Raw genomic sequence first — 20,439 nt, 5'->3', positions numbered from 1 at the left:
GATGCCGATACTCCGTGGCTGGAGCTACTGTACAACGGAGCTTGTGCGCTTTGAATAGGGCGGATGGACGGTTACAGGAGGGGGCCATGGGCTATTGCTTCGGCGCGATCATCCTCGTACGTGCCTTCCCATCGGCGTTGTGCTGGTAGATCGTGTCAGGCTGCCCCCGCTCGTTGAAGAACACTTGGCCGATGCCTGCCGAATTCCATAACCGTTCACCGGCCTCGGCATGCTCCGGGATATGCGGCACCACCTGCATGGTGCGGCGGCGAGTGAACCAGTTGAGGGGCGAGCGCGGCGAGTACAGCCAGCGGTTGAGGCGGTCGAACCATTCCAGCAAGCGCGGCGGGAATTCGTTCTTGATGCCGCTGCTGGTGATCTGCCAGATCCTGGGGCCGGCGTTGCGATGGCGGATCAGCACTTCATAGACGAACGAATAGTGCACATCCCCCGAGAGGATCACGTAGTTACCCGGTGTGCGCGAGTGGCGAAAGATATTGAGGATCACCTGGGCCGCACCGCGATGGGCCATCCAGTTTTCTGCGTCCACCAGCAACGGGTGACCGCACCAACTGAAGATTTTCTGCACGGTCTCGATCAGCTTGACGCCGAAGATCGGCGCGGGGGAGACGATGATGGCCGAGGGATGGTCGAGCAGTTCCTGTTGCAGTTCGCTCAAGGCTTCCCAGTCCAGCAGGCCGGACGGTTGCTTGAGGGTGAATTCGCTGCGCCAGCGCCGGGTGCGGGTGTCGAGCACCACCAGGGCCGGGGTGGTGGGCAGTACGTAGTGCCACTGCTGGAACTTCAGTAGCGCCGCGAGCAAAGCATCCTGTGCCTGGGCGTCCAAATGATTGTTCTGCGCCTGGGTGGCCAGTGCCTGGGAGTGGCCCACCAGCTCATCAAAGGCGTCCGGGTTATTGCCCCAGCCCTGGCACAGCAGGTATGCCAGCAGGGCGTTACCGATGATGCGTCTGGAGAACGGATGGCCGTAGGCGGTTTCTTCCCATTGTGCGCTGAGGTTCCAGTCGTCGGTGATGTCGTGATCGTCAAAGATCATCAAGGTGGGCAGATGGGCTAATACCCGCGCCACGCCCGGCAAGCCATCGCGAAATTTATCCACCTGCACTTGTTCGCGGGCATAGCGCGCAGTTTCATCGGCGTTCAGTTGCGGTGGCTGTACGGTGATCAGGGACCAGGGGGTGGGCGACCACACCAGCAGGTACATTGCCATGACTTCGGCGAACGTCACCAGGTGATTGTCGGCGGTGCTGCTGGTGAAAATCGGCTTTTTCACGCCCCCAAAAAAACGTTCGCGCAGGGTCTCGTTGCTGTCCAGCGCGGGTAGCAGGTCCGCGCGGTGGTAGTAGCTGGCGTGATGCCCGTAGAGGCTGGCGCTGTCTTCTACCACCGCGCCTTCCAGGTACTCGTCGAACAGGCCCAGGCGCGCAATCAGCCCATGGATCGCCCGCAACATCGGCCCGGCCACATCGTCGGCGTACACCTGGTCGCCGCTCATCATCAGCAAGGCTGGGCGGTCGGCCGGGGTCGGCGCATCGGCCAGCAGCCGATCGACGCAGAGCAGGCCTTCGTCGGCGCTGTGGTGAGGTTTGCGGCAGGAGCCGTGTACCAACTGATGGATGTGGCTGTGCAGTACAAAACTTGGGCAGTGTGTGTCGGTGTACAGCAGGTGCGGTGCCCATTCGGTAATGCCGGCGTCGTCGACCAGCAGGTCATAGTGGATGACTACGTCCTGGGGCAGCGCCTCGTCCAACCGTACATCAATCAGATGGATGAACGCCTGGCGCCCCACCGGCACGATCTGGCACCGATCCTGGCCCAGCTGTATGTCCACGCACTGTTCGGCACAGTGCAGTTTCAGGGTCAGGGGCAATGCCCGGCTCCCCACCAGCCACAGCACCAGGCGCCGGGGTTCCAGGCGCCGCAGCAGAGGGCCGGCGAGTACGGCGGGCAAGGTGTCGGGATGTGGCATGCAGTAACAGGCTCCGGCCAGGGTTGAACCGGCAAGGTTAGCGCAACGGATGTCAGTGTTTTGTTAAGGCGGGACGGTATGCAAAAGGAAGAAGGGCAATACGCTGCCCTTCTTCCTGCGGTTCAGAGCAAGTTCCCTTTGCCCAGGGTATCCAGGCCGCCACTTCTGGGTCGGCTGCGCGATGAACCATCAGCCTCCTGACGCTCCAGTTGCGCCTGGGGTTCTTCAATACTGCGTTTCTTGCGGTGCAGGGCTGTGGCGTCCTGCGGCGCAGTGGGGGGAAGGGGAGGGAGCGGTGTGGCGTTGATAGAGCTGAGCATGGACGTGTCCTTCTATCCTATTAGTCGACTGTTACTTCACCCCTTGGAGCGAAGTGCAGCCAAACTTATAGAGCAGGGTGCTGGCGAGCTATAAACGCCCTGCTGCAAGATATGACGCCCTGTGGCAACTCGCCTCAGAAGTCATCGGTCGCGCTTTTCGAGCAACCCTCAGTCGCGGAAGAGGTCGCGCCTTCCTTGCCTTCCAGCACAAAGGCCGCGCGGTTTTGCGCCACCACGTTACGTAATGCACTGTAGTAGTCCGGCAATTTTTGCAGGCTGTCGGTGAGCGGCAACAGCGATGCCCGCGTGTCCACGGTGCCCCCCACCAGGCTGAGGGTGCCCAGGGTCTGCACGGTGTCACTGTCTCCCAACGGCGAGACCAGGAAACTCAAGACTTTGCCTGCCGCATCGCGGCTGTTGCCGGTACCCAGCAGTGGCAGTTCGACAATCGGCCCGTTGCCGATGCCCCACACGCCGAATGTCTGGCCGAAGTCGGCGCTATGGCGCGGGATGCCCACGCGGTCTGATACATCGATCAGTCCCACCACCCCTACTGTGGTATTCAGCGCAAAACGCCCAAGGGTATTGACCGAGCGCCTTGGGTTGCCTTGCAACAGGTCATTGATAAACACCTTCGGCTCGCTGAAGTTGCTCGCGAAGTTATGCACACCCTGCTGGAAAAAATCCGGCAGGTAGCGGTAGCCACGTGCTACCGGCGCCAGGGCGTAGTTATCCACCGCCCGGTTGAAGGCAAACACCCCGCGATTGAGCGGTTCGGCCGGGTCATACACCGGGTAATTCACCTGTGCGCAGCGGGTGGTGGTGCCCGAGGGGGCCGGGCTGGCGCAGCCCGTGAGGTAAGACACGGTCAACAACAGCACGACCTGACGAGCCAGGTGCCGGGGATAGGTCAGCGAGCGCATAAGCACGGTCTCCGCAAAAGGGAGGCCGATGCTGGCAGCCGTCCCTTGCGCAAAGATGTCTGGTTTATTGCGGCGCTGACGCTTTATTGCACGATTGAAATATATGACGGGCTGCGCCGAATGGTTTTAGATGGCGCATCGACAACACCCAGTGATGCCCGCCTGTGAGCAACCTTTTGATCGTGGACGATGACCTTGAAGTCCTCGCGCTGCTGAAGAAATTCTTTATGCAACATGGCTATGCGGTCGAGACCGTCGCCGGTGGCACCGAGCTGTGGGCCGCCATGGAGCGTCATCCCGCCGACCTGATCATTCTTGACCTGATGTTGCCGGGGGAGAACGGCTTGTTGCTGTGCCAGCGCCTGCGCCAGCAGTACGCAACACCGGTGATCATGCTCACCGCCATGGGCGAACTCAGTGACCGCGTGGTAGGCCTGGAAATGGGTGCCGACGATTACCTGAGCAAACCCTTCGACGCCCGTGAACTGCTGGCGCGGGTGCGTGCGGTATTGCGTCGGGCAGGCGAGGGGCGGCCGGTGTTGGGCGAGTCTGCCCGTCCCTTGATTCGCTTTGCGGGCTGGCAACTGGACGTTACGCGCCGTGAACTGCGCTCCCCCGACGAGGTGATGATCCCGCTGTCATCCGGCGAATTCGACCTGCTGCTGGTCTTCGTCGAACACCCCCAGCGCGTGCTGACCCGCGAACAACTGCTGAACCTGGCGCGGGGCCACAGCCATGACGCGTTCGACCGCAGCATCGACGTGCAGGTCAGCCGCCTGCGCCGCAAGCTGGAGTTCGATACCAAGCGCCCGGCCATGATCCGCACGGTGCGAAATGGCGGTTACCAATTCACGGCCAGCGTGAGCCGTTCATGAGCCGCCGCCCGCGTGACACCGTAGCGCGCTGGATCGCCCTGACCATCCTGGTTGCGATGTTTACCGCGCTGGCGCTTAACGCCCTGTTCGTACAATTGGCGGGCGTGTGGGCACGACCACCGTTGACCGAAATCGGCTTGCTGGAAAAGATCGCCGTGGTGGTGCGCGCGGTCGAGGCGTCGCAGCCTGCCCAGCGAGCACACCTGGCTCAGGTGATGGGCGATGAGTCCTTCAGCGTGACGTGGGTAGCGCAGCGCGCGGCCTTTGATTTGCCCGTGCTGAACGACCCGGACTTTGATTCGGGGGAGCAAGCGTTCAAGCACCTGCTTCAGGGACCGACCCGGCCCATGGAAGCCTACGAACCGTCCGACTGGCCAGGTGGCAACGGGCAGTATGTGCTCCTGATGCAACTGGCCGATCAATCCTGGCTGATGTTCAGCGCCCGTGCCCGCAGTTGGGGGCTGGACGAGGGCGTGCGCAGCGTGATTGTGGTGCTGCTGGTGCTGATCTCGACTGCGCTGGTTACCCTGGTCGCGACCCGTCGCCTGGCTCGCCCCCTGCAACACTTCGCCCAGGGCGCGCGGCGCTTTGGCGCCGACTTCCGCGCGCCGCCCATCGAACCGGTCGGGCCCCACGAAATCCGCCAGGCGATCCTCGCGTTCAACGGCATGCAGGCGCAGTTGCGGCACTTTATCCAGGACCGCACGCAAATGCTCGCGGCCATTTCCCACGACCTGCGTGCGCCCCTGACCCGCCTGCGCCTGCGCGGTGAATTCATCGAAGATGCCGACCAGCAACGCCGGCTGTTCAATGATGTCGATGAAATGCAGGCCATGATCAACACGGCCCTGGCGTTCTTCCGCGACGACGCACGCCTGGAGCAGGCCACCCAGCTGGACCTGGCGGAACTGCTGCAAACCCTGATCGACGACTACCGCGACCAGGCGATTGAACTGGCTTTCAGCGGACCGCCGCGCCTGGTGTACTTTGGCCGGCCCCTGGGCCTCAAGCGGGTGATGACCAACCTGATGGACAATGCCATTCACTACGGTCGGGCGCCGGAAATCGAACTGCAACAAGGGCCGGCTGAAGTGGTGATCCGCGTGCTGGATCGCGGCCCGGGGATTGCGGCGCAGTATCGCGAACAGGTGTTCCTGCCGTTCTACCGCCTCGAAAATTCACGCAACAAAAGCACCGGCGGCGTCGGACTTGGGCTGTCTACCGCCCGTGCGATTGTGCTGGAACACGGCGGCACACTCACCCTGTCGGAGCGCCAGGGTGGTGGGTTGGAGGCGGTGGTGGTGTTGCCGGTGTAACCGGCGCTCGCCACAGGGGCGGTCAGGTATGGGAGTCCTCAATCACCTTCGGCACCGTAAACCGGAACTCACTGCCACGCCCCACTTCACTTTCAGCCATGATCTTGCCGCCATGGGCCTGGACAATCCCCTGGGTGATATACAGCCCCAGGCCGGTGCCGGTGGGATTGTTTTCCGACTGGGTCCAGTAGCGATCAAACACGTGGGGCAGTTGATCAGGCGCAATACCTTCGCCTGAGTCACGCACCGAAAACACGATCTCTTCACCATTGGTCATCGCACTGATGCCGATATTGCCCTGGCGCGGAGTGAACTTGATGGCATTGCCGATCAGGTTCGACAGCACCTGGAACAGCCGCTCCGGGTCGCCGTTGATCTGCAGGCCAGGCTCGGCGTTGAACGACAGGTCGATGCCTTTTTCCATCGCCAACGGCGCGAGCAGGGAATAGGCCTCTTCGAACATTTGGCTGACGTCCAGGGCCACGGGTTTGACCACGTAGCGCCCGGCCTCGATTTTCGAGGTGTCGAGCAAGTCTTCCAGCAAGACGTTCATGCGTCCGGCGGCCTGTTGCATGGTGTCGATGGCCGAGGAAATGCGTCGCGAGGTGTGCGGGCCGTCGGAGCTGAAGGCCTTTTGCATCATGCCGCAGAGCATGGAGATCACCGTCATCGGGTTGCGCAGGTCGTGGGACACCACCGCCACCAGGTCATCGCGGGCGCGCACGGCCTGTTGTTCGCGCAGCACCTGGCGGGCCAGGTCGTTTTCCAAGGCAGAGCGGCGCAGGTCGTTGGCGGCGAACAGGTCGCCATGGCTCCACTTGGTGGAAATACCGGCCATCTCCACCTTCCAGATTTCAAACGAGGTACGTGGGCGAAGGCGCAGGCCGGCGTCGGAGTTTTCCAGGTCGAGCGGCTTTTTCGGGTCACCACTCCAGTTGATGTTTTCTTTCACTTCCGGGCGGAACCACAGCACGCCGTTATCCACAGGCTTTGGCAGGCTCATGGCCAGGACACCGCTGGCCACCTGTTGGAACTCGGCGCCTGGCGGGTAGATCGACACCAGGTTATGGCTGGAGAACACCGGCTCGCCGCTGTCCTGCAGCCACTTGTGCAAGGCCCGGATCTGCGCCGGTTCCGGGCAGTTGCCGTAGCGGTGCAATTGCTTGTCTTCGATGATCGCCACGCCGCCGGACAAGGTCAGGTCCATCAGCACCTGGCCGCGCTGGGCCAGGCCATCGAACACGTTTTCTTCGGAGGCCTTCATGGCTTTATCCAGCAACGCCAGGGCCTCGACTTTTTCTTCCCGCTGACGGCTCAGGTCCAGGGCTTCCATGGCGCTGATCTGCAATGACAGCACCTGGCCGATGGTCTGGCAGGTGATGCGCAAATCATTGGGTACCAGCAGCGGCTCGCGGTTGCCGCAACTGATCAGGCCCCAGAGCTTGTCGCCCTTCATCAGCGAAATGCTCATGGACGACAGCACGCCCATGTTTTGCATGTACTGGCAGTGAATCGGCGACACGCTGCGCAGGGTGGCAAAGCTCAAATCCAGCGGTTCGCCGGTGTCCGGGCGCAGCTTGGGCAGCAATGGCACCGGCTCGTAGGCCGCATTCGGGATGATGCGCAACCAGTTGGTGCGATACAGCTCGCGGGCTTGTTCCGGGATGTCGGACGCGGGGAAGAACAGCCCGTTGAACAGCTCCATGGACGGTGCCGACGCTTCCGCGATCACCTGGCCATGGCCTTCTTCTTCGAAGCGGTAGATCAACACCCGGTCGTAACCGGTCATGGCCTGGATTTCAGTCACGCTGATTTCGTACAGCGCTTGCAGGGTTTTCGCTGATTGCAAACGTTGCAGCATCTTGCCCAAGTCACTGCTGCGGCCTTTCAGGGCCCGTGGCCGGAAGTCCTTGAGCCGCGGTTCGAATTCCAGCACCAGCACGTCCTGATGGCGGTGCAACAGGCCTTCGAACTCGGCGCCGTTGAGGGTGACGTGCAAAGGCGGCGCATCAAAGAAGCTGTTGTGTTCGGCCATGGCCTGCACGGCCTGGGCATGCTCGGCACCGATCAGCGTGTGCAGTGGCTGGCCCAGCAACGACTCGGGGGCGCGGTTGAACAGGCTGGCGACGTTAGTGCTGACTTGAATGATGTTCAGGTCGGGCTCCGACAACGTCAGCAGCACACCGTGGGGTTGGATCGCCCCTGGAAAGCGGATGGGCTCGTCGGCACAGTTGGCAAGCAGTTCTTCAAAATCTTCGGGTTTCATAGCAGTACCTCCTGGCTGTCGAGCCATTGCTCAAAGCAGCTGAATGTCGAACGGGCCGCGTGCACCGCGCACTGTTTGGCTGGCGCGTCCAGCGGCAGGCGGCCCAGGTAGTCGAGAAAATCTTTCCAGCGCCGACCGGTTTCGGCACCGTATACATCGAGGAATGCCCCTCCGTTATCGGCGTCCAGCGCCAGGCGTCGAGCCATTTCCCGACGCAGTACCTGGCCGCCCAGGGTCGCGCCTTCAAGCACATACAAGGCGCCGAGGCAGGCGGCGGGGGTGTCGAAAGCGGGCAATTGCCCACAATGCGGCAAGGCGTTGATCGCGCAGGCGTCCAGGCCAAGGGCGTGAAGATCGCTGATCAGCGTCGGCGTTTTCATACGCAACGCCGGGTCGAAGCCTTCAGGGATAAACTCACAGCCGTACAGCGCTGCTTCAATCGGCCGGTAAAACCCGTAATACGCCTGGATCAGGCGCCGATACCAGTCGGCATCCAGCTCCTCGGAAAAAAACGGCAGGCGTTCTTCCAAGGCTACGTGCAATAGGCCGGTGCCTGCGCGCAACGCGTCCAGCAATGAGGGCGCACCATCATCATGGGCCTGTGAATGCATGCAATGAGCTCGAACTGTGGGCCTTCCGGCCATGAATGACGCGTTGTAAAAGGCGACAATTCTACACAACAGGTGAGCATCAGCTGAACGCACAAGACGAAAAGACTGACCAGCGAATCAGAAAAGTCGCTCCCTGCTGATGCAAGTGACCACAAGGCAGGCTGTGAAGTTCGGCAAAAGTGATATCGCGAAGCTATCAATGCATGGATGAGCCCTGCTGAGTCAGCGCCGTTTGCACACACTCAAGCAAATGTTCGGTGCTCCACGGCTTGGGCAGAAACCGCACGGAGCCGCCCAATTGCTGTGCAAGTTTGGCATTGCCGGAGGTGAGCAGTACCGGCACCGACGGCCAGCGATGAGCCACTACCCGGCTCAAGTCATAGCCGTTGAGCAACCCCGGCATCTGCACATCGCTGACAATCAAGTCCACCGGATCATCGCCGCGCTCCAGGTAAATCATTCCTTCATCGGCTGAAGGAAAAGACGTCACAACCGCGCCGAAATCCTCCAGTACATCCACCATCAACGACCGAATGATCTCGTCGTCTTCCAATACCAAAATCGATGGCTGAGCCATGATCCTTACTCCACCATCAGGGTTCAGTAAGGTGGAGTGGAACAGGGTCGGATAGGTTCGATTGGATGCGTATGGGGCGATGGGTGGTCAGTTTTGAGGGTCTAGGTTGCGCATTTGCGCGGAGGTACGGCAGGATACCGGCGTTCTGCAATCAGGATCGGCCCGAATCCCGTGGGCCCTCGCACAAGGTCGTCAACCGTGAACGCTTCCGCAGCCCCCTTGATCGACCCTGACCTGGGCAATCGCATGATCAAAGTCGACCACGCCGGCGAGCATGGGGCGATCTGTATCTACAGCGGCCAGCTGTTTATGGCGCGATTGTTTGTACCCGGCATGGTGGGTGAGCTCGAGGAATTCCTGTCCCACGAACGTCGCCATCGCGCGGTGTTCCAGGCCGAGTTGCAACGACGGGGTTACCGACGCTGCCGCAGCTACTGGCTGTGCGGCCTTGGCGGACTGGTGCTGGGTCTGCTCACCGGGGTGTGCGGGCGCAAGGCTATTGTTGCCACCACCGTCGCGGTGGAAAGCGTGGTGCTCAAGCACCTGGCCCATCAGCTTCATGCGTTACGCGAAATCGACCCACTGGCCGTGGCGGCCATTGCTTCCATCGTTGAAGAAGAGCAACACCACCATGACCACTCGGCTGCGCAGATCGATGTGCAGGATCCCTGGTTCCGTGCGCTGACGCCGGTGGTTACGGCGTGGACCGAAGCGGTGATCTGGATGGGCATGCGCTCCTGACAAACCGGCATAATCGCCGCCAACACCGATGTGGAGTCACCCATGAAGTACGTCCTGCTGACCCTTGCGCTGATCCTTAATACCGGCGCCGCCAATGCCGCCGGCGATGCCGAGGCCGGCGGCAAACTCTTCACCAAGACCTGCGGCGGCTGCCACAGCGTCGGCGAAGGCGCACGCGGTGGCTTTGGCCCGGAGCTCAACGGCATCATCGGCCGACCTGCCGGCACCACCACCGACTATCAATATTCGGACGCGATGAAAAACTCCGGTGTGGTCTGGACCCGCGACAAGCTCGCGGCCTACATCGAAGCGCCCAAAAAGGTGGTGAGTGGTACGCGCATGATTTTCTGGGGCATCAGCGACCCGGAAAAAATCGACAATATCCTGGCGTACCTCGAGACGTTCCAACCCAAGTAATCACTCACGCACATTCCTGAACAGCATCAACCGCGCACTCTCGTGCAGCCCACGGGTCAGTGCCTGCAATCGCTGGAACTCCTCGGGGTGCTGCGCGGCCACATCGTCACGCGGGGTGAGTGATGCCAGGTCATGCAAGGTGGGTGAGCTACCGTCGTGCTGCATCTGCAGCAAAAAGTGCCGGGTCACGCCGCCGATGATCGGGAAGGTGCCTTCGCGCAATACCAGCGGCACCACGCGCTCGCCCTCGGGCGCCGGTTGCTGGATGTCCCGGCCCATCGCACCGTTGCGGAACGGTACGCCTGCCATGCCGGCCACGGTGGGCAGCAGGTCGGCCAGCCCCACCGCTTCTTCGATCACCCGCGGCGCAAGGCCGGGTGCGTGGATCAGCAGCGGCACGTTGTTACTTTCCAGGCCCAGCTGTTCGAAGGCCGGCGCCATGTGCGGGATCTGGCTGATGCGGGTGTTGTGGTCACCGAAGAACACAAAGATGCTGTTGTCGTAGTAGCCACCGGCCTTGGCGATGTCCATCAGCCGGCCGATGTTGTAGTCCAGCAGACGCACGGCGTTGTACTGCTCGACACTGCGGGACCCCGCGGCCTGGGCCTGTTCCAGCGTCACGTGGCTGAGCTGGAAGCCATCGTTGTGCCTGGGGATGGTGAAGGGGCGATGGTTGCCGGAGGTTTGCAGGTAGGCAAAGAACGGTTGGTCCTTGGGAAGCGTGCTCAGCAGATCGTCAGCTTCCTTGAACAGGTCCAGGTCGGAAATCCCCCACACGTCTACCCGTGGCGATTGCCAGTCGCTCTCTTCGAACAACTGCACATCGTCGATGCTCTGGCGGATCAGTGCATTGATATTCGCCCAGCCGGCGTTGCCGCCGATCATGTAGAACTTCTGGTAGCCCTCGAATGCATTGATCAATGTGTGTTGCCGGGTGATCAGCGGGTTGCGCGTGGCGGTCTCCTGGCGGGTGACGTCGGGCACGCCGGTGATGCTGGCCCACACGGTTTTGGCCGTGCCGGTGACAGGCACATAGAAGTGTTTGAAGAACCAGCTTTGCGTCGCCAGTTTGTCCAGGTTCGGCGTGGGGTTGAGCGGGTTGCCATAGGCGCCTACGGCGCTGGTGCCGAGGGATTCGAGCATCACGAAAATTACGTTGGGTGGGCGCTCGCCGGCCAGTCGATAGGGCTGCACGCCTTGTTCGCGGATGAAGTCCAGGGACTGGGCATCGGGTTGGGTCACGCCCAGGTATTGGGCGACTTGCGGGTAATACTGGCGGACCTGGGCCTCATCGAACTGCGATTGGCCGACCTTGAGCGTGTCATACAAAAACAGCACCGGGTTCAGGCCCACGGCGGCCAGTTGGCTGTTGCCGGCAAAGAAGGCATCGCTCCAGCGCAGGGGCACCGGGTTTTCCAGGTTGAGATGGGCGACACGGCCGAGCAGGGCCAGCAGCACCGCGACGACGCCCATCACACTCACCACTGCCAGTGCCGGTTTGCCGATAAGGGCGGGCGCTCGATCCAGGGTCAACCGCTCCAGGCAGACCAATGCCCAGACCCAAAGCGTCACTGCCGCGAGCCAGCAGGCGGTTATCCACAGTACCGGGTAGGTTTCCCACACCATCTGCTGGGAAATCTGCGCATCCTGCAGGTAGCGCAGCACCGTCGCATTGATACGCACGCCGAGGTAGGCGTAGTGGCCGAAGTCGATGATGTACACCAGCCCCACCGCCGCCAGTGCGATGACCAGATAAGCGCGCGCCAGCCAGCGCAGGGCCGGCAGGGTGGTGAGGTTCCAGCGCGGCAACCACGCCAGCGCGGCCAGCGGCAGCAGGAGCAACACCGCCAGGCGCAGGTCGAAACGCAGGCCGATTCCCAGGGTTTCCAGCAGCGCCGGGGTGTTCAAGTCCAGGCCGGAAAAAACCAGCACAAACACCAGCCGCAACGCAGCCAGCAACACAAATACCAACCCGATCGCGCCCAGGCCGTAGCGCAGGCGGCGTGATTGCAACGCACTCATCATTGACCCCGATGCCATTTCAAAAGAGGGCGCCAGGCGGCGCTGATCAGCAGTCCCGCGCCGGCGATCAGGCAGTAACCGGTCAGCAACGGGTCGACCAGATAATCCCAATAGTTTTCCGACGCCTTGAGCCGTAACGCAAAGGCCAACGTGCCCACCGCCAGCATCCACACCGCCAGCGTATTACGCAGCCACAGCATCAACAGTGCGGCCGCCGCCACCAGGACGATCATCGGCCGCGGGTTGAAGCCCCAGCGGTACGGGTCGAAGTAAGTCAGGCCCAACGTGGCCGGGTACAGCGCCAGGCTCAGTAGGCCAAACAGCAGCAACATCTGCACCTGATGCCGACGAGCGAGCGGTTGCACTAAGCCCAGGCGGCTGAGCATGACCCACGCCAACAGCACCAATGTGCAGATGGCCAGGTCATCGGTAAAACTGCGCACATACGCCGCCAGCGGCAGCGCGTTGACTGGGATAAAACTGACCGCCACCAGCACCGGCAGCAGCCATGGCCGCCAGGGAGCGGTAAACCTGAGCGTGCTCAACAGCACAAACCCCAGCAGCACAAAACTCAAATGGGCCTGCCACAGAGAAACCATCACAGACGCTCCGCCAGCCAGGCTTCGTTGAAGCTGACATGTTTGATAAAGGTGTTATTCCACGAGTACACCACGTGGTACATGCCGTCCGGGCTGCGGCTGAAGTACGGGTACTCGTATTCGAAATCGCAGCCTTGGGGTTTGCACACGCGGTAGTCGAGGTTGCTGAGAAAGCGCTGTTCCAGCGGCAGGCGTTTGGCGCCACTGGAGGCGCGGAAGCCTTCGCCGATGATTGCTTTATAGGCCTCGGGGGAGAACGGTTGGCCGAGCGGGTCGGGTGACTCATCCAGTTGCACCACAGTGCGCCATTGGCTGAGCTGGGCGTCGGTGCCGTAGAGGCTGAGCTTGAAGCGGCCGTCCTGCAGGTCGTTCAGGGCCACGAGCAGCCCGTCATCCTCGGTACCCACCGCCGCCAACGATGAATTGGGATTTGCCGGTTCCAGGGGGTATGGCTCGCTCCAGGTTTGCCCCGCATCTTCGGTGCGGCTGGCCAGGACGCGGTGGTGGGTGTCGCCGGCGTAGCGCAACATTGCCACGGCACGCTTGCCATCCAGCGGCACGATGGTCGGTTGCAGGGAATTCTTGCCGCGGCTGATGCGGAATTTGTCGATTACCGCGCCGTCGGCACTCAAGTACAGGTACTCGGCAAACTTGCCCATGAACTCGTGGTACACCGGCAGGCCGATGGAGCCGTCGGCGTGGAACACCGGCGCGGCGCGTACCAGGGTACTGATGTTGAAAAACGGTGAGGTCACCAACTGCCGGGGCGCGGACCAGTTGGCGCCGAGGTCATCCGAGACCATCAGGTTGATCGCACTGGTGGCCCAGCCGCCGACCGACACCGACACATAAAACATCCACAGGCGTTTATCCGGCCCGAGGGCGATGACCGGGTTGCCGAGTTTGCGGATATAGCGCTGGGTGCCGTCGCGGGTGCTTTCCCGCGTGGCCAGCACCTGCTCGGTGCCCCATTCGCCGCTGCGCGCATCGAAGCGTGCGGTGCGCACCTGCACATCGGCGGCGCCTTCCCGCGAACCGGCAAACCACACGGCCATCAAGTCGCCGCCGGGCAGGGCGGTGACGGAGGAAGAGTGCACAAAGTCCGTGAGCTGCGAGGACACAAAACGGCTGGTGTATTGCGGCGCCGCCGTCACCTTCGAGGTGTTTGGCGTCACTTGGGCAAAGGGGGCCAGCACATGGGGCGGATGGCTTAGCCACGCGGCCACGAAGACGGCGAGCAGGCTGCAGATCAGTAAGGCGGAGCGCATAGAGGACCTGTCGAGAAAAGGATTACTGCGCACGCTCATCCGGCAGGCGCTTCCTGCGACCGGTGAGCATGGATAACGGCAGGTTGTCCCGCACCTGGATACTTTCAAACACCGCGGCCAGCACATGGATGCACACCAGGCCCAGCAGCACATTGGCGGCGGTCTCATGGATTTGCAGGGGCCAATCGGCGCCCCACAGGGCATCCACTTCCTGCATCAAAAAGCCGCTGACACCGATGGTCAGCAACGCCAGCAACATCGACAGCATCACCAGCGCACCGATGGGCGAATGGCCCAGGCGGTGTTGCGGGCGGCGGTTGAGCAGCGAGCGCAGATGGGTGTTCAAGCGTTTCGGGGTCGGCCAGAAGTCCGCCCAGCGTGCACTGCGCGGCCCGATGAACCCCCACACCGTTCGTACCAGCAGCCAGGCCATGGCGTAGTAGCCCAGCCAGACATGCCAGTCGTCGCCCGCTTCGTTAAAGAAGTAATTGGCGACGAAGACCCCGGCGATCGACAGATGAAACAGCCTCACCAGTGGGTCCCACAGGCGCAGGGATTCGCCTGGCATCAGCCTTTGATCTCAGTCTTCACGGCCTTGCCGGTGACCGGGTCGTGGTAGATCTCGACCTTGCGCTTGTCCTTGTCGAAGCCGTAGATCTCGTAGCAGTTGCCATCGGTGACCTTGAACTTGCTGATCTCGTAGCCTTCGGCCTTGAGCTTGTCCTGGAAGGTTTTTTCGTCTTGCCATTGCGAGCGTTCGGCGGTGGTGCATTGCGGACCGGCAACGGCCAGGGGGCTGGCGATAATCAGGGACAGCAGGAGAATTTTGCGCATGGAAAAGCTCTCAGCAGATGTGGGAGATTTAACAGTGCAAAACCAACCTTAGGGCAACCTTAGTTGGCAACGCGCCGTAACATCTTTGCCGGAATAGCCCCGCCCAGAACCCGGCATGATGCCGCCGATTCCTACAGAGACTTTGCTATGCGCCTACTCCTTGTCGAAGATGATCGCGCCCTTGGCCAAGGGATTCGCGTGGCATTGGGCGTTGAAGGCTACACCCTGGATTGGTTGCAGGATGGCGTTGCGGCCCTGCATGCCCTGCGCACGGAAAGCTTCGACCTGTTGCTGCTCGACCTCGGCCTGCCGCGCCTCGATGGCCTGGACCTGTTGCAGCAACTGCGCGCCGAGCAGCACGACCTGCCGGTACTGATCCTCACCGCCCGCGACGGCACCGCCGAGCGCATTGCCGGCCTGGATGCCGGTGCCGATGATTACCTGGTCAAGCCCTTCGCTGTGGAAGAACTCAAGGCCCGCGTGCGTGCCCTGCTGCGCCGCAGCCAGGGGCGCGCGCAACCGATGCTGGAACATGCCGGCGTCAGCCTCGACCCGGCCACCCAGCAGGTGCGGTACCTGGACGCGGACATCATCGTGACGCCGATGGAGTACCAACTGCTGCACCAACTGATGGTGCGCCCCGGCAAAGTGGTGACCCGCGAGCGCCTGTCCCGCGCGTTATATGGCTGGCAGGACCGGGTCGAGAGCAACACCTTGGAAGTGTTGATCCATAACCTGCGTAAAAAGTTATCCACCGAGCTGATCCGCACCGTGCGCGGCGTTGGCTATGTACTGGCGCTCAAACCATGACCTCCGTGCGTGCTCGTATCCTCATCCCTGTCCTGGTGCTGATCCTGTTGGGCGACGCGCTGATCAGCTGGCTGGTGCTGCGCGATAGCCACCACGAAATCGAAGAAGTCTACGACGCCCAGCTCGCCCAAAGCGCGCGCCTGTTGCAAGGCGTGCTACGCCAACGCGACCCCGGCGAGGCTGATTGGGACCGGCTGTACCAGGCCTTCGATCAGGCCATGAGCCGTGTCGGCGAAGGCGGCGTCGCTCACCCTTATGAAACCCGGTTGACCTTCCAGGTGTGGCGCAGCGACGGCCAATTGCTCGTACGCTCCACCGAAGCGCCGGTGTTGGCCGCACCGCCGGCTACCCTCGGCTCCCACGACATCATGGACAACGGCAACGACTGGTGCGCTTTTCTCCTCGCCGATCCGCAACAGGGCCTGCTGATCTGGGTGGGCGAGCGCGACGATATTCGCCAGGACGTGATCCAGCGCATCATGCGCCACACCCTCTGGCCTACATTGATCGGCGTGCCGTTGCTCACGGTGTTGATCTGGCTGGTGATCGGCTGGGGCCTCAAACCCCTGCGCGCCATGGCCCGCAAGATTCGCGGGCGAACCGCCGAGACCCTGCAACCGCTGCACCTCAAGCCGCTGCCCAGCGACCTGGAGCCGATGCAAACCGCGCTCAACCGGCTGTTGGTCCAGGTGGATGACCTATTGGAACGCGAGCGCCGCTTCATCGCCGACGCCGCCCACGAACTGCGCACCCCCCTGGCGATCCTGCGCATCCACGCGCAGAACGCCCAAAGCGCCGGTACCGAGGCCCAGCGGCGCGAAGCCTTGGATTTCCTGGTCAATGGCGTCGATCGTGCCACCCGCATTGGCAGCCAACTGTTGACCATGGCGCGCATCGAGCCGCAGTTGAACAACCCCAAGCGCAGCCGTGTACAACTCACCGAACTGGTGCGCGAAGAACTCGCCGAACTGACACCGCTGGCCATGGAGAAAGGCGTGGAGTTGGTGCTGGAAGGGGATGAAGACTGTTGGATCGAAACCGAGCCGGTGGCGCTGGCCATTGCCCTGCAAAACCTGGTGACCAATGCCCTCAACTTCTCCCCGCCGGGCAGCGAAGTCAAAGTGGTCATTGGCGCCCATTGCCTGAGCGTGGAGGACCAGGGCCCGGGCATTGATGAGGCAGAAATGGGGCGTTTGTTCGAGCGGTTCTACAGCCGTGGCAATGCCAATGGCGCTGGGCTGGGGCTGGCGATTGTGGAGATGATCGTGGGCAAGATCGGCAGCCGGTTGGCGTTGCATAACCGGGAGCAGGGCGGGCTGTGTGCGCGGTTGGTGTTTAACGAGACCTGAGGCGATCATGGCGGAACATTCTGTTTAATCACAGGTCCAGTCATCATCGTTCACCCTGATAAGGACATCCTCCCGTGAAGCGAATCGCGCTGCTGTCCTTGGCCCTGGCGCTATGTGCCTGCCAATCCAACCAACGTGACTCATCGCCCAGCCTGCTCAAGGACGGCATCCAACTGCGTCAGAAAACCGTGGCCGTCGATGCTGAGCACGCCAAAGTCATCATGAAAGCCTACGGCGGCACCGCTCCCGTCGAGTTCTCGATACGCCGCGAAGGCGACCCCGATGAACGCATGGAAACCCTGGGCACGGTGATGGATACAGGTGAAGGCCGCGTCTTCAACTGGATTGCAAAGCTCAACCAGACGGTGGCCAGCGCTGGGTTCAAGCGCTTCCCGCAGTTGGAGATCCAGGCAGATCCTGGCAAGAAGCTGACCGTTGCCAGTTCGTCCACCGACTCACGCCCTGGCATCTACGCCATTTGCGGGCCTCTGTTAAGTAGCTTCCAGCCTGAAAAGGGCAAGGTGTATCTGGTGGAGTTCCAGTTCAAACCCTCGGCGTGTGCGCAGCAGGTGTTTGATATTACGGATCCGGGGAAACGGGTTCTGATTGGGGGGGAGGGGAGTGAGGCGAAAGAGGGTTAGGTGGACGGCCGAACAAATGCGGATGCTGCGCCTGGAAGGACCTGAAGGTTTGATACTTCCAGCGCTCTCCGCCAGGGTCTTCATCGGTCGTGCTGACTTCGCCGAAGTACCAATGCTCTGATTCGAAAACGTTTCCTTTTTCGTCCTCGTGGATAAAGTGAAAGCCAACTTCGTGGAGGCTTGCCTGAACGACAGTCTGCGCATGAAGATGAATTCTCTAAGTCTGTGTTATTCGTTTGCACCTTCGTAATCAAACGCGATGAAGTAGTCGCTTTCTGAAAGAGCAATTTCATGAGAGAAGTGTGTCTGTATCAGTGATAGCCATTCCCGCCGCAGTTCAAACATACCGTTATTGACGTCCTCGTCTATCGACAGTCCAAGTTTAGAAATCACGGAGTAGTCGTTTCCTAGGTCCGCTGAGTCCTCCGTTCCGCGTAGCCACTCTGTGGTTCTGTCGAACCATTCCAATCTCATTTTTAGTCCCATGTGTCCCTCATAGATATTTTTTGATGTTTCGTTTTTTCTTCGGCTCTTTTAGCTGCTCGCCGGTTATGTGACTGAACGCACCTAAATGGCTCCCATCACTTGCGAGATAAACTTCCAACTCTCCATGTTGGGAGTCCCATTCATAGATCTTCCTGCCTTTTTCCTCAATCCAACGCTCTCTCAGCCCGGCACCGCCCTGTCTGGGAGTCATGGGTTAGGTTTCCAAAGCCAGTTATTTGTTCAGTATTTGGAGCCTTGTGGTACTTGTGATCCCCAGCCTTAACACTAACCACCACATACAGCGGTCAAACCCCCGACTCCACCGGGAACACCAGAATAAAATCCCGATACTCCGGCGGATAAATCGGGCTCACCAGAATCTGCGCGGCCTTCTCCGTCGGTGGGTAAATCCAGATTACCGGCGCTTGCGGCGCAGCCTCCAGGGTCGGAATACCCAGCGTGTCACTTGGATCAACGGCGGGCGTCCAGATCAGCTCGACACCCTCACCCAAATCCGCCACGAACTGATCGCCACGGCTTTGGAACTGCACCACATCAATCATTTGCCAGTCAGGATTATTACCGGTGTAAAACCCATACTCCTTGAGCGTGCCGTCCTCGCGTTGCTCGATATGCAAACGCATCTGCGAACGCGGGGATGGCTCGTAAAAATCAACAGATGGCGAATACGGCGCCCGCGACGGCTGTGGGTCAGGATTCGCTGTTTGAGTAACTCTTCTTCGGTGGGGGGATAAAAGCGTTCTGACATGGATGGCTCACTTCCTTGTGCGAGGGAGCGAGGCCCCGAGGGGGGATCAGAAGCTGATGTCGGCTTAATTCGTTGGCTAGTGTCGGAAAAGTAGACTGATGTTTGGGTCAGTCGCGCTGCTTCGATTATTTCGATTTTCGTTTGTTTCGTTCAGTGACTCAAATGTGGGAATTGTCGGTGAAGGCCGGGTTTTCAACTGGCATGACACTCACTGTATCCATGTCGGCGAGAAATCAGGCAACAGGTAGTGGTGGAGAGTGTGGCGAGGTAAGGCGCGCGGCGATTTGCTCGCCGCGCGGTTCAACGTTACATCGGCGCGAAATCGAACGACCACAGGCCGCTGGCACGGTTTACTGTCACGTTCACTTCAGTGGCGGTGAAGCGTCAGCTGTTGACTGGGGGCTCCATTTATTTGATGAGGTTGCGTGTAGTCAGCGTCGGTTTACTTTTAGGTGACCGGGCTCGGTTCAACAGCGTGGGTGACGATCAATAGGCGTCATCGGTGATGCTCTGAAGCATGCCTGCTGATCAGCTCAGCAAGTGCTTGGAGATCAAGCGCGAGATTTCAACAATCGAGGTCTTGCCGGTGAATTCAAATTTCACTTTCCCCAACGACGAAAAGTAAATCTCCAGTTCCGAATCCAGATCAAACGTGCCGGACGTTTCCACCGAGTACGCGACGATGTTCTTGTACGGCAGCGAGGTGAAGTCCTTCTTGCTGCCTGTTATGCCTTGTACGTTCACTGCGATGATGCGTTTGGTGGTGAACACCACGCCGTCGCGCATGGCTTTGTAGGCGTCGATGACTTCTTCGTCTTCCAGCAGCAGGGCCGCGACGCGTTCGGCGTATTCGTTGTTTTGCTTGAGTTTGAAGAAGCCTTTGTTGTTGAAGTCGATCATGTGAAGGTCCTTGTGGTGAGTCCGCTATTGAATGGCTTTAAGGTAGTCCTTCAGTGTCGCGAGCAGTGGCTTGAGTTCCTCCAGTGTGGAGGCTTGCTGTACGTCGGTAGACAACCGCTGCAGCTCACGTCCCAATACCGTATCGGCCCCACCCAAAGCGACCAGCGCCTGCAGCACGCACTCATCTATCTTCAGCAGAATTCCCGGCAGATCCCCCTGTCGCACCAGCAACCCGAACACCTCCCGCTCATACCTATCCATCACCAGGTCGTCCCTCAACACCGGGCTGCCGCCGTCCTCCTCATGCACGAGCTTGAGTGCAAAGAGCGCAACAGCTTCCAGCGTCAATTCCATGGTCTCGGTTCCTCTGGGGTTGGGGGAGGGCGATGATCCCTGTTCTGGGCGTGAAAACAAAGACCCGATGCGTACCGGGCTCTCCTGCGGTATTAAAGAGTCGCCTGACTTCATGGGGACACCGCCGTGATCCTTGGCAGCCGCATCCCCTATTGGCCAAGTACACCTTCTATCTATATAGAAGCAACGAAGCCCTTCTTTATAAAGGAGAGCGTCGTTGCGTCGCGGTGTGGGTTCTCTGTTAAGGAGAAGATTTTCCAGAAGGGGGTTGACCAGGTAATTCAATACTGTATTATTCGCCTCCCGCTGACGAGAGATCGAAAGCGCAAGTGGTTGAAGTTGTTGAAGAAATCTTCGAAAGCTTCTGAAAA

21 protein-coding genes and 1 pseudogene are annotated in these 20,439 nt (G+C 60.6%); 7 read left to right on the top strand and 15 right to left on the bottom strand.

The features are described from left to right. Window positions 1-91 precede the first annotated feature (91 nt). The 3 genes from AC07OP_RS26815 to AC07OP_RS26805 form a co-directional block, all read right to left on the bottom strand. Window positions 92-1,990 (bottom strand): alkaline phosphatase D family protein, encoded by a 1,899-nt coding sequence (locus AC07OP_RS26815; RefSeq protein WP_495102755.1) that lies wholly within the window; start codon window positions 1,988-1,990, stop codon window positions 92-94. Between the two features lie 122 nt (window positions 1,991-2,112). After that, entirely contained in the window at window positions 2,113-2,310 is a 198-nt protein-coding gene (locus tag AC07OP_RS26810) for a hypothetical protein (protein ID WP_141155965.1), read from the bottom strand. A 134-nt stretch (window positions 2,311-2,444) separates the two neighbouring features. Beyond that, entirely contained in the window at window positions 2,445-3,233 is a 789-nt protein-coding gene (locus tag AC07OP_RS26805) for an MlaA family lipoprotein (RefSeq protein WP_141155964.1), read from the bottom strand. A gap of 164 nt (window positions 3,234-3,397) precedes the next feature. Between AC07OP_RS26805 and AC07OP_RS26800 the strand changes: the two genes are divergently transcribed. Next, on the top strand, window positions 3,398-4,108 hold the full coding sequence (locus tag AC07OP_RS26800) for a response regulator (RefSeq protein ID WP_065926005.1): 711 nt from the start codon (window positions 3,398-3,400) through the stop codon (window positions 4,106-4,108). Then, complete coding sequence (locus AC07OP_RS26795) at window positions 4,105-5,424, top strand: ATP-binding protein (protein WP_027607607.1); 1,320 nt, start codon at window positions 4,105-4,107, stop codon at window positions 5,422-5,424. Before AC07OP_RS26800 ends, AC07OP_RS26795 begins: the two co-directional genes overlap by 4 nt. A 22-nt stretch (window positions 5,425-5,446) precedes the next feature. On the opposite strand, the gene AC07OP_RS26790 is transcribed toward AC07OP_RS26795, so the two are convergent. From AC07OP_RS26790 to AC07OP_RS26780, 3 genes are all read right to left on the bottom strand, one after another. Further along, on the bottom strand, window positions 5,447-7,690 hold the full coding sequence (locus AC07OP_RS26790; RefSeq protein ID WP_092359272.1) for an ATP-binding protein: 2,244 nt from the start codon (window positions 7,688-7,690) through the stop codon (window positions 5,447-5,449). Continuing rightward, window positions 7,687-8,301, bottom strand: coding sequence for a biliverdin-producing heme oxygenase (locus AC07OP_RS26785; protein ID WP_495102754.1), 615 nt, complete (start codon window positions 8,299-8,301; stop codon window positions 7,687-7,689). Before AC07OP_RS26785 ends, AC07OP_RS26790 begins: the two co-directional genes overlap by 4 nt. Before the next feature lie 196 nt (window positions 8,302-8,497). After that, on the bottom strand, window positions 8,498-8,878 hold the full coding sequence (locus AC07OP_RS26780) for a response regulator (RefSeq protein ID WP_027607604.1): 381 nt from the start codon (window positions 8,876-8,878) through the stop codon (window positions 8,498-8,500). A gap of 198 nt (window positions 8,879-9,076) precedes the next feature. On the opposite strand from AC07OP_RS26780, the gene AC07OP_RS26775 reads away from it, so the two are divergent. Both AC07OP_RS26775 and AC07OP_RS26770 read left to right on the top strand, forming a co-directional pair. After that, entirely contained in the window at window positions 9,077-9,619 is a 543-nt protein-coding gene (locus AC07OP_RS26775) for a demethoxyubiquinone hydroxylase family protein (RefSeq protein ID WP_223841625.1), read from the top strand. Between the two features lie 42 nt (window positions 9,620-9,661). Continuing rightward, window positions 9,662-10,036 (top strand): c-type cytochrome, encoded by a 375-nt coding sequence (locus AC07OP_RS26770; RefSeq protein WP_027607602.1) that lies wholly within the window; start codon window positions 9,662-9,664, stop codon window positions 10,034-10,036. Here AC07OP_RS26770 and AC07OP_RS26765 read toward each other — a convergent pair whose 3' ends face one another. Genes AC07OP_RS26765 through AC07OP_RS26745 form a run of 5 tightly spaced genes read right to left on the bottom strand, consistent with a single transcriptional unit; the run spans window position 10,037 to window position 14,759 of the window. Next, window positions 10,037-12,058, bottom strand: coding sequence for an LTA synthase family protein (locus AC07OP_RS26765; RefSeq protein WP_495102753.1), 2,022 nt, complete (start codon window positions 12,056-12,058; stop codon window positions 10,037-10,039). Further along, a complete protein-coding gene (locus AC07OP_RS26760; protein ID WP_495102752.1) occupies window positions 12,058-12,657 on the bottom strand; it encodes a hypothetical protein in 600 nt (199 codons plus the stop codon). The genes AC07OP_RS26765 and AC07OP_RS26760 overlap by 1 nt, the downstream gene beginning before the upstream one ends. Continuing rightward, complete coding sequence (locus tag AC07OP_RS26755) at window positions 12,657-13,925, bottom strand: sialidase family protein (RefSeq protein WP_495102751.1); 1,269 nt, start codon at window positions 13,923-13,925, stop codon at window positions 12,657-12,659. The genes AC07OP_RS26760 and AC07OP_RS26755 overlap by 1 nt, the downstream gene beginning before the upstream one ends. A 22-nt stretch (window positions 13,926-13,947) precedes the next feature. After that, the gene (locus AC07OP_RS26750; RefSeq protein WP_115488672.1) at window positions 13,948-14,493 is read right to left on the bottom strand and encodes a cytochrome b/b6 domain-containing protein; all 546 of its coding nucleotides are present in this window, start codon (window positions 14,491-14,493) and stop codon (window positions 13,948-13,950) included. Continuing rightward, window positions 14,493-14,759 carry a PepSY domain-containing protein gene (locus AC07OP_RS26745; protein ID WP_167656666.1) on the bottom strand — a complete coding sequence of 89 codons (267 nt, stop codon included), beginning with the start codon at window positions 14,757-14,759 and terminating at the stop codon, window positions 14,493-14,495. The genes AC07OP_RS26750 and AC07OP_RS26745 overlap by 1 nt, the downstream gene beginning before the upstream one ends. Before the next feature lie 147 nt (window positions 14,760-14,906). On the opposite strand from AC07OP_RS26745, the gene AC07OP_RS26740 reads away from it, so the two are divergent. The 3 genes from AC07OP_RS26740 to AC07OP_RS26730 all read left to right on the top strand — a co-directional run bounded on the left by AC07OP_RS26740 (window position 14,907) and on the right by AC07OP_RS26730 (window position 17,559). Then, window positions 14,907-15,569 carry a response regulator gene (locus tag AC07OP_RS26740; protein ID WP_495102750.1) on the top strand — a complete coding sequence of 221 codons (663 nt, stop codon included), beginning with the start codon at window positions 14,907-14,909 and terminating at the stop codon, window positions 15,567-15,569. Further along, window positions 15,566-16,918 (top strand): sensor histidine kinase, encoded by a 1,353-nt coding sequence (locus AC07OP_RS26735; RefSeq protein WP_495102749.1) that lies wholly within the window; start codon window positions 15,566-15,568, stop codon window positions 16,916-16,918. Before AC07OP_RS26740 ends, AC07OP_RS26735 begins: the two co-directional genes overlap by 4 nt. 74 nt (window positions 16,919-16,992) lie before the next feature. Continuing rightward, window positions 16,993-17,559 carry a hypothetical protein gene (locus AC07OP_RS26730; protein ID WP_495102748.1) on the top strand — a complete coding sequence of 189 codons (567 nt, stop codon included), beginning with the start codon at window positions 16,993-16,995 and terminating at the stop codon, window positions 17,557-17,559. Between the two features lie 228 nt (window positions 17,560-17,787). On the opposite strand, the gene AC07OP_RS26725 is transcribed toward AC07OP_RS26730, so the two are convergent. From AC07OP_RS26725 to AC07OP_RS26710, 4 genes and pseudogenes are all read right to left on the bottom strand, one after another. Further along, complete coding sequence (locus AC07OP_RS26725) at window positions 17,788-18,033, bottom strand: colicin E3-like toxin immunity protein (RefSeq protein ID WP_371856066.1); 246 nt, start codon at window positions 18,031-18,033, stop codon at window positions 17,788-17,790. A 19-nt stretch (window positions 18,034-18,052) separates the two neighbouring features. Further along, window positions 18,053-18,698: pseudogene (locus AC07OP_RS26720) on the bottom strand (S-type pyocin domain-containing protein); the annotation flags it as partial. A 644-nt stretch (window positions 18,699-19,342) separates the two neighbouring features. After that, complete coding sequence (locus AC07OP_RS26715; RefSeq protein ID WP_253491952.1) at window positions 19,343-19,714, bottom strand: PH domain-containing protein; 372 nt, start codon at window positions 19,712-19,714, stop codon at window positions 19,343-19,345. Window positions 19,715-19,738: 24 nt separating this feature from the next. Continuing rightward, window positions 19,739-20,068, bottom strand: coding sequence for a hypothetical protein (locus tag AC07OP_RS26710; RefSeq protein WP_065937839.1), 330 nt, complete (start codon window positions 20,066-20,068; stop codon window positions 19,739-19,741). Between the last annotated feature and the right edge of the window lie 371 nt (window positions 20,069-20,439).

This window comes from Pseudomonas sp. GW821-FHT09D08, assembly GCF_059416305.1.
This window is presented reverse-complemented; position numbering and strand designations above follow the sequence as displayed.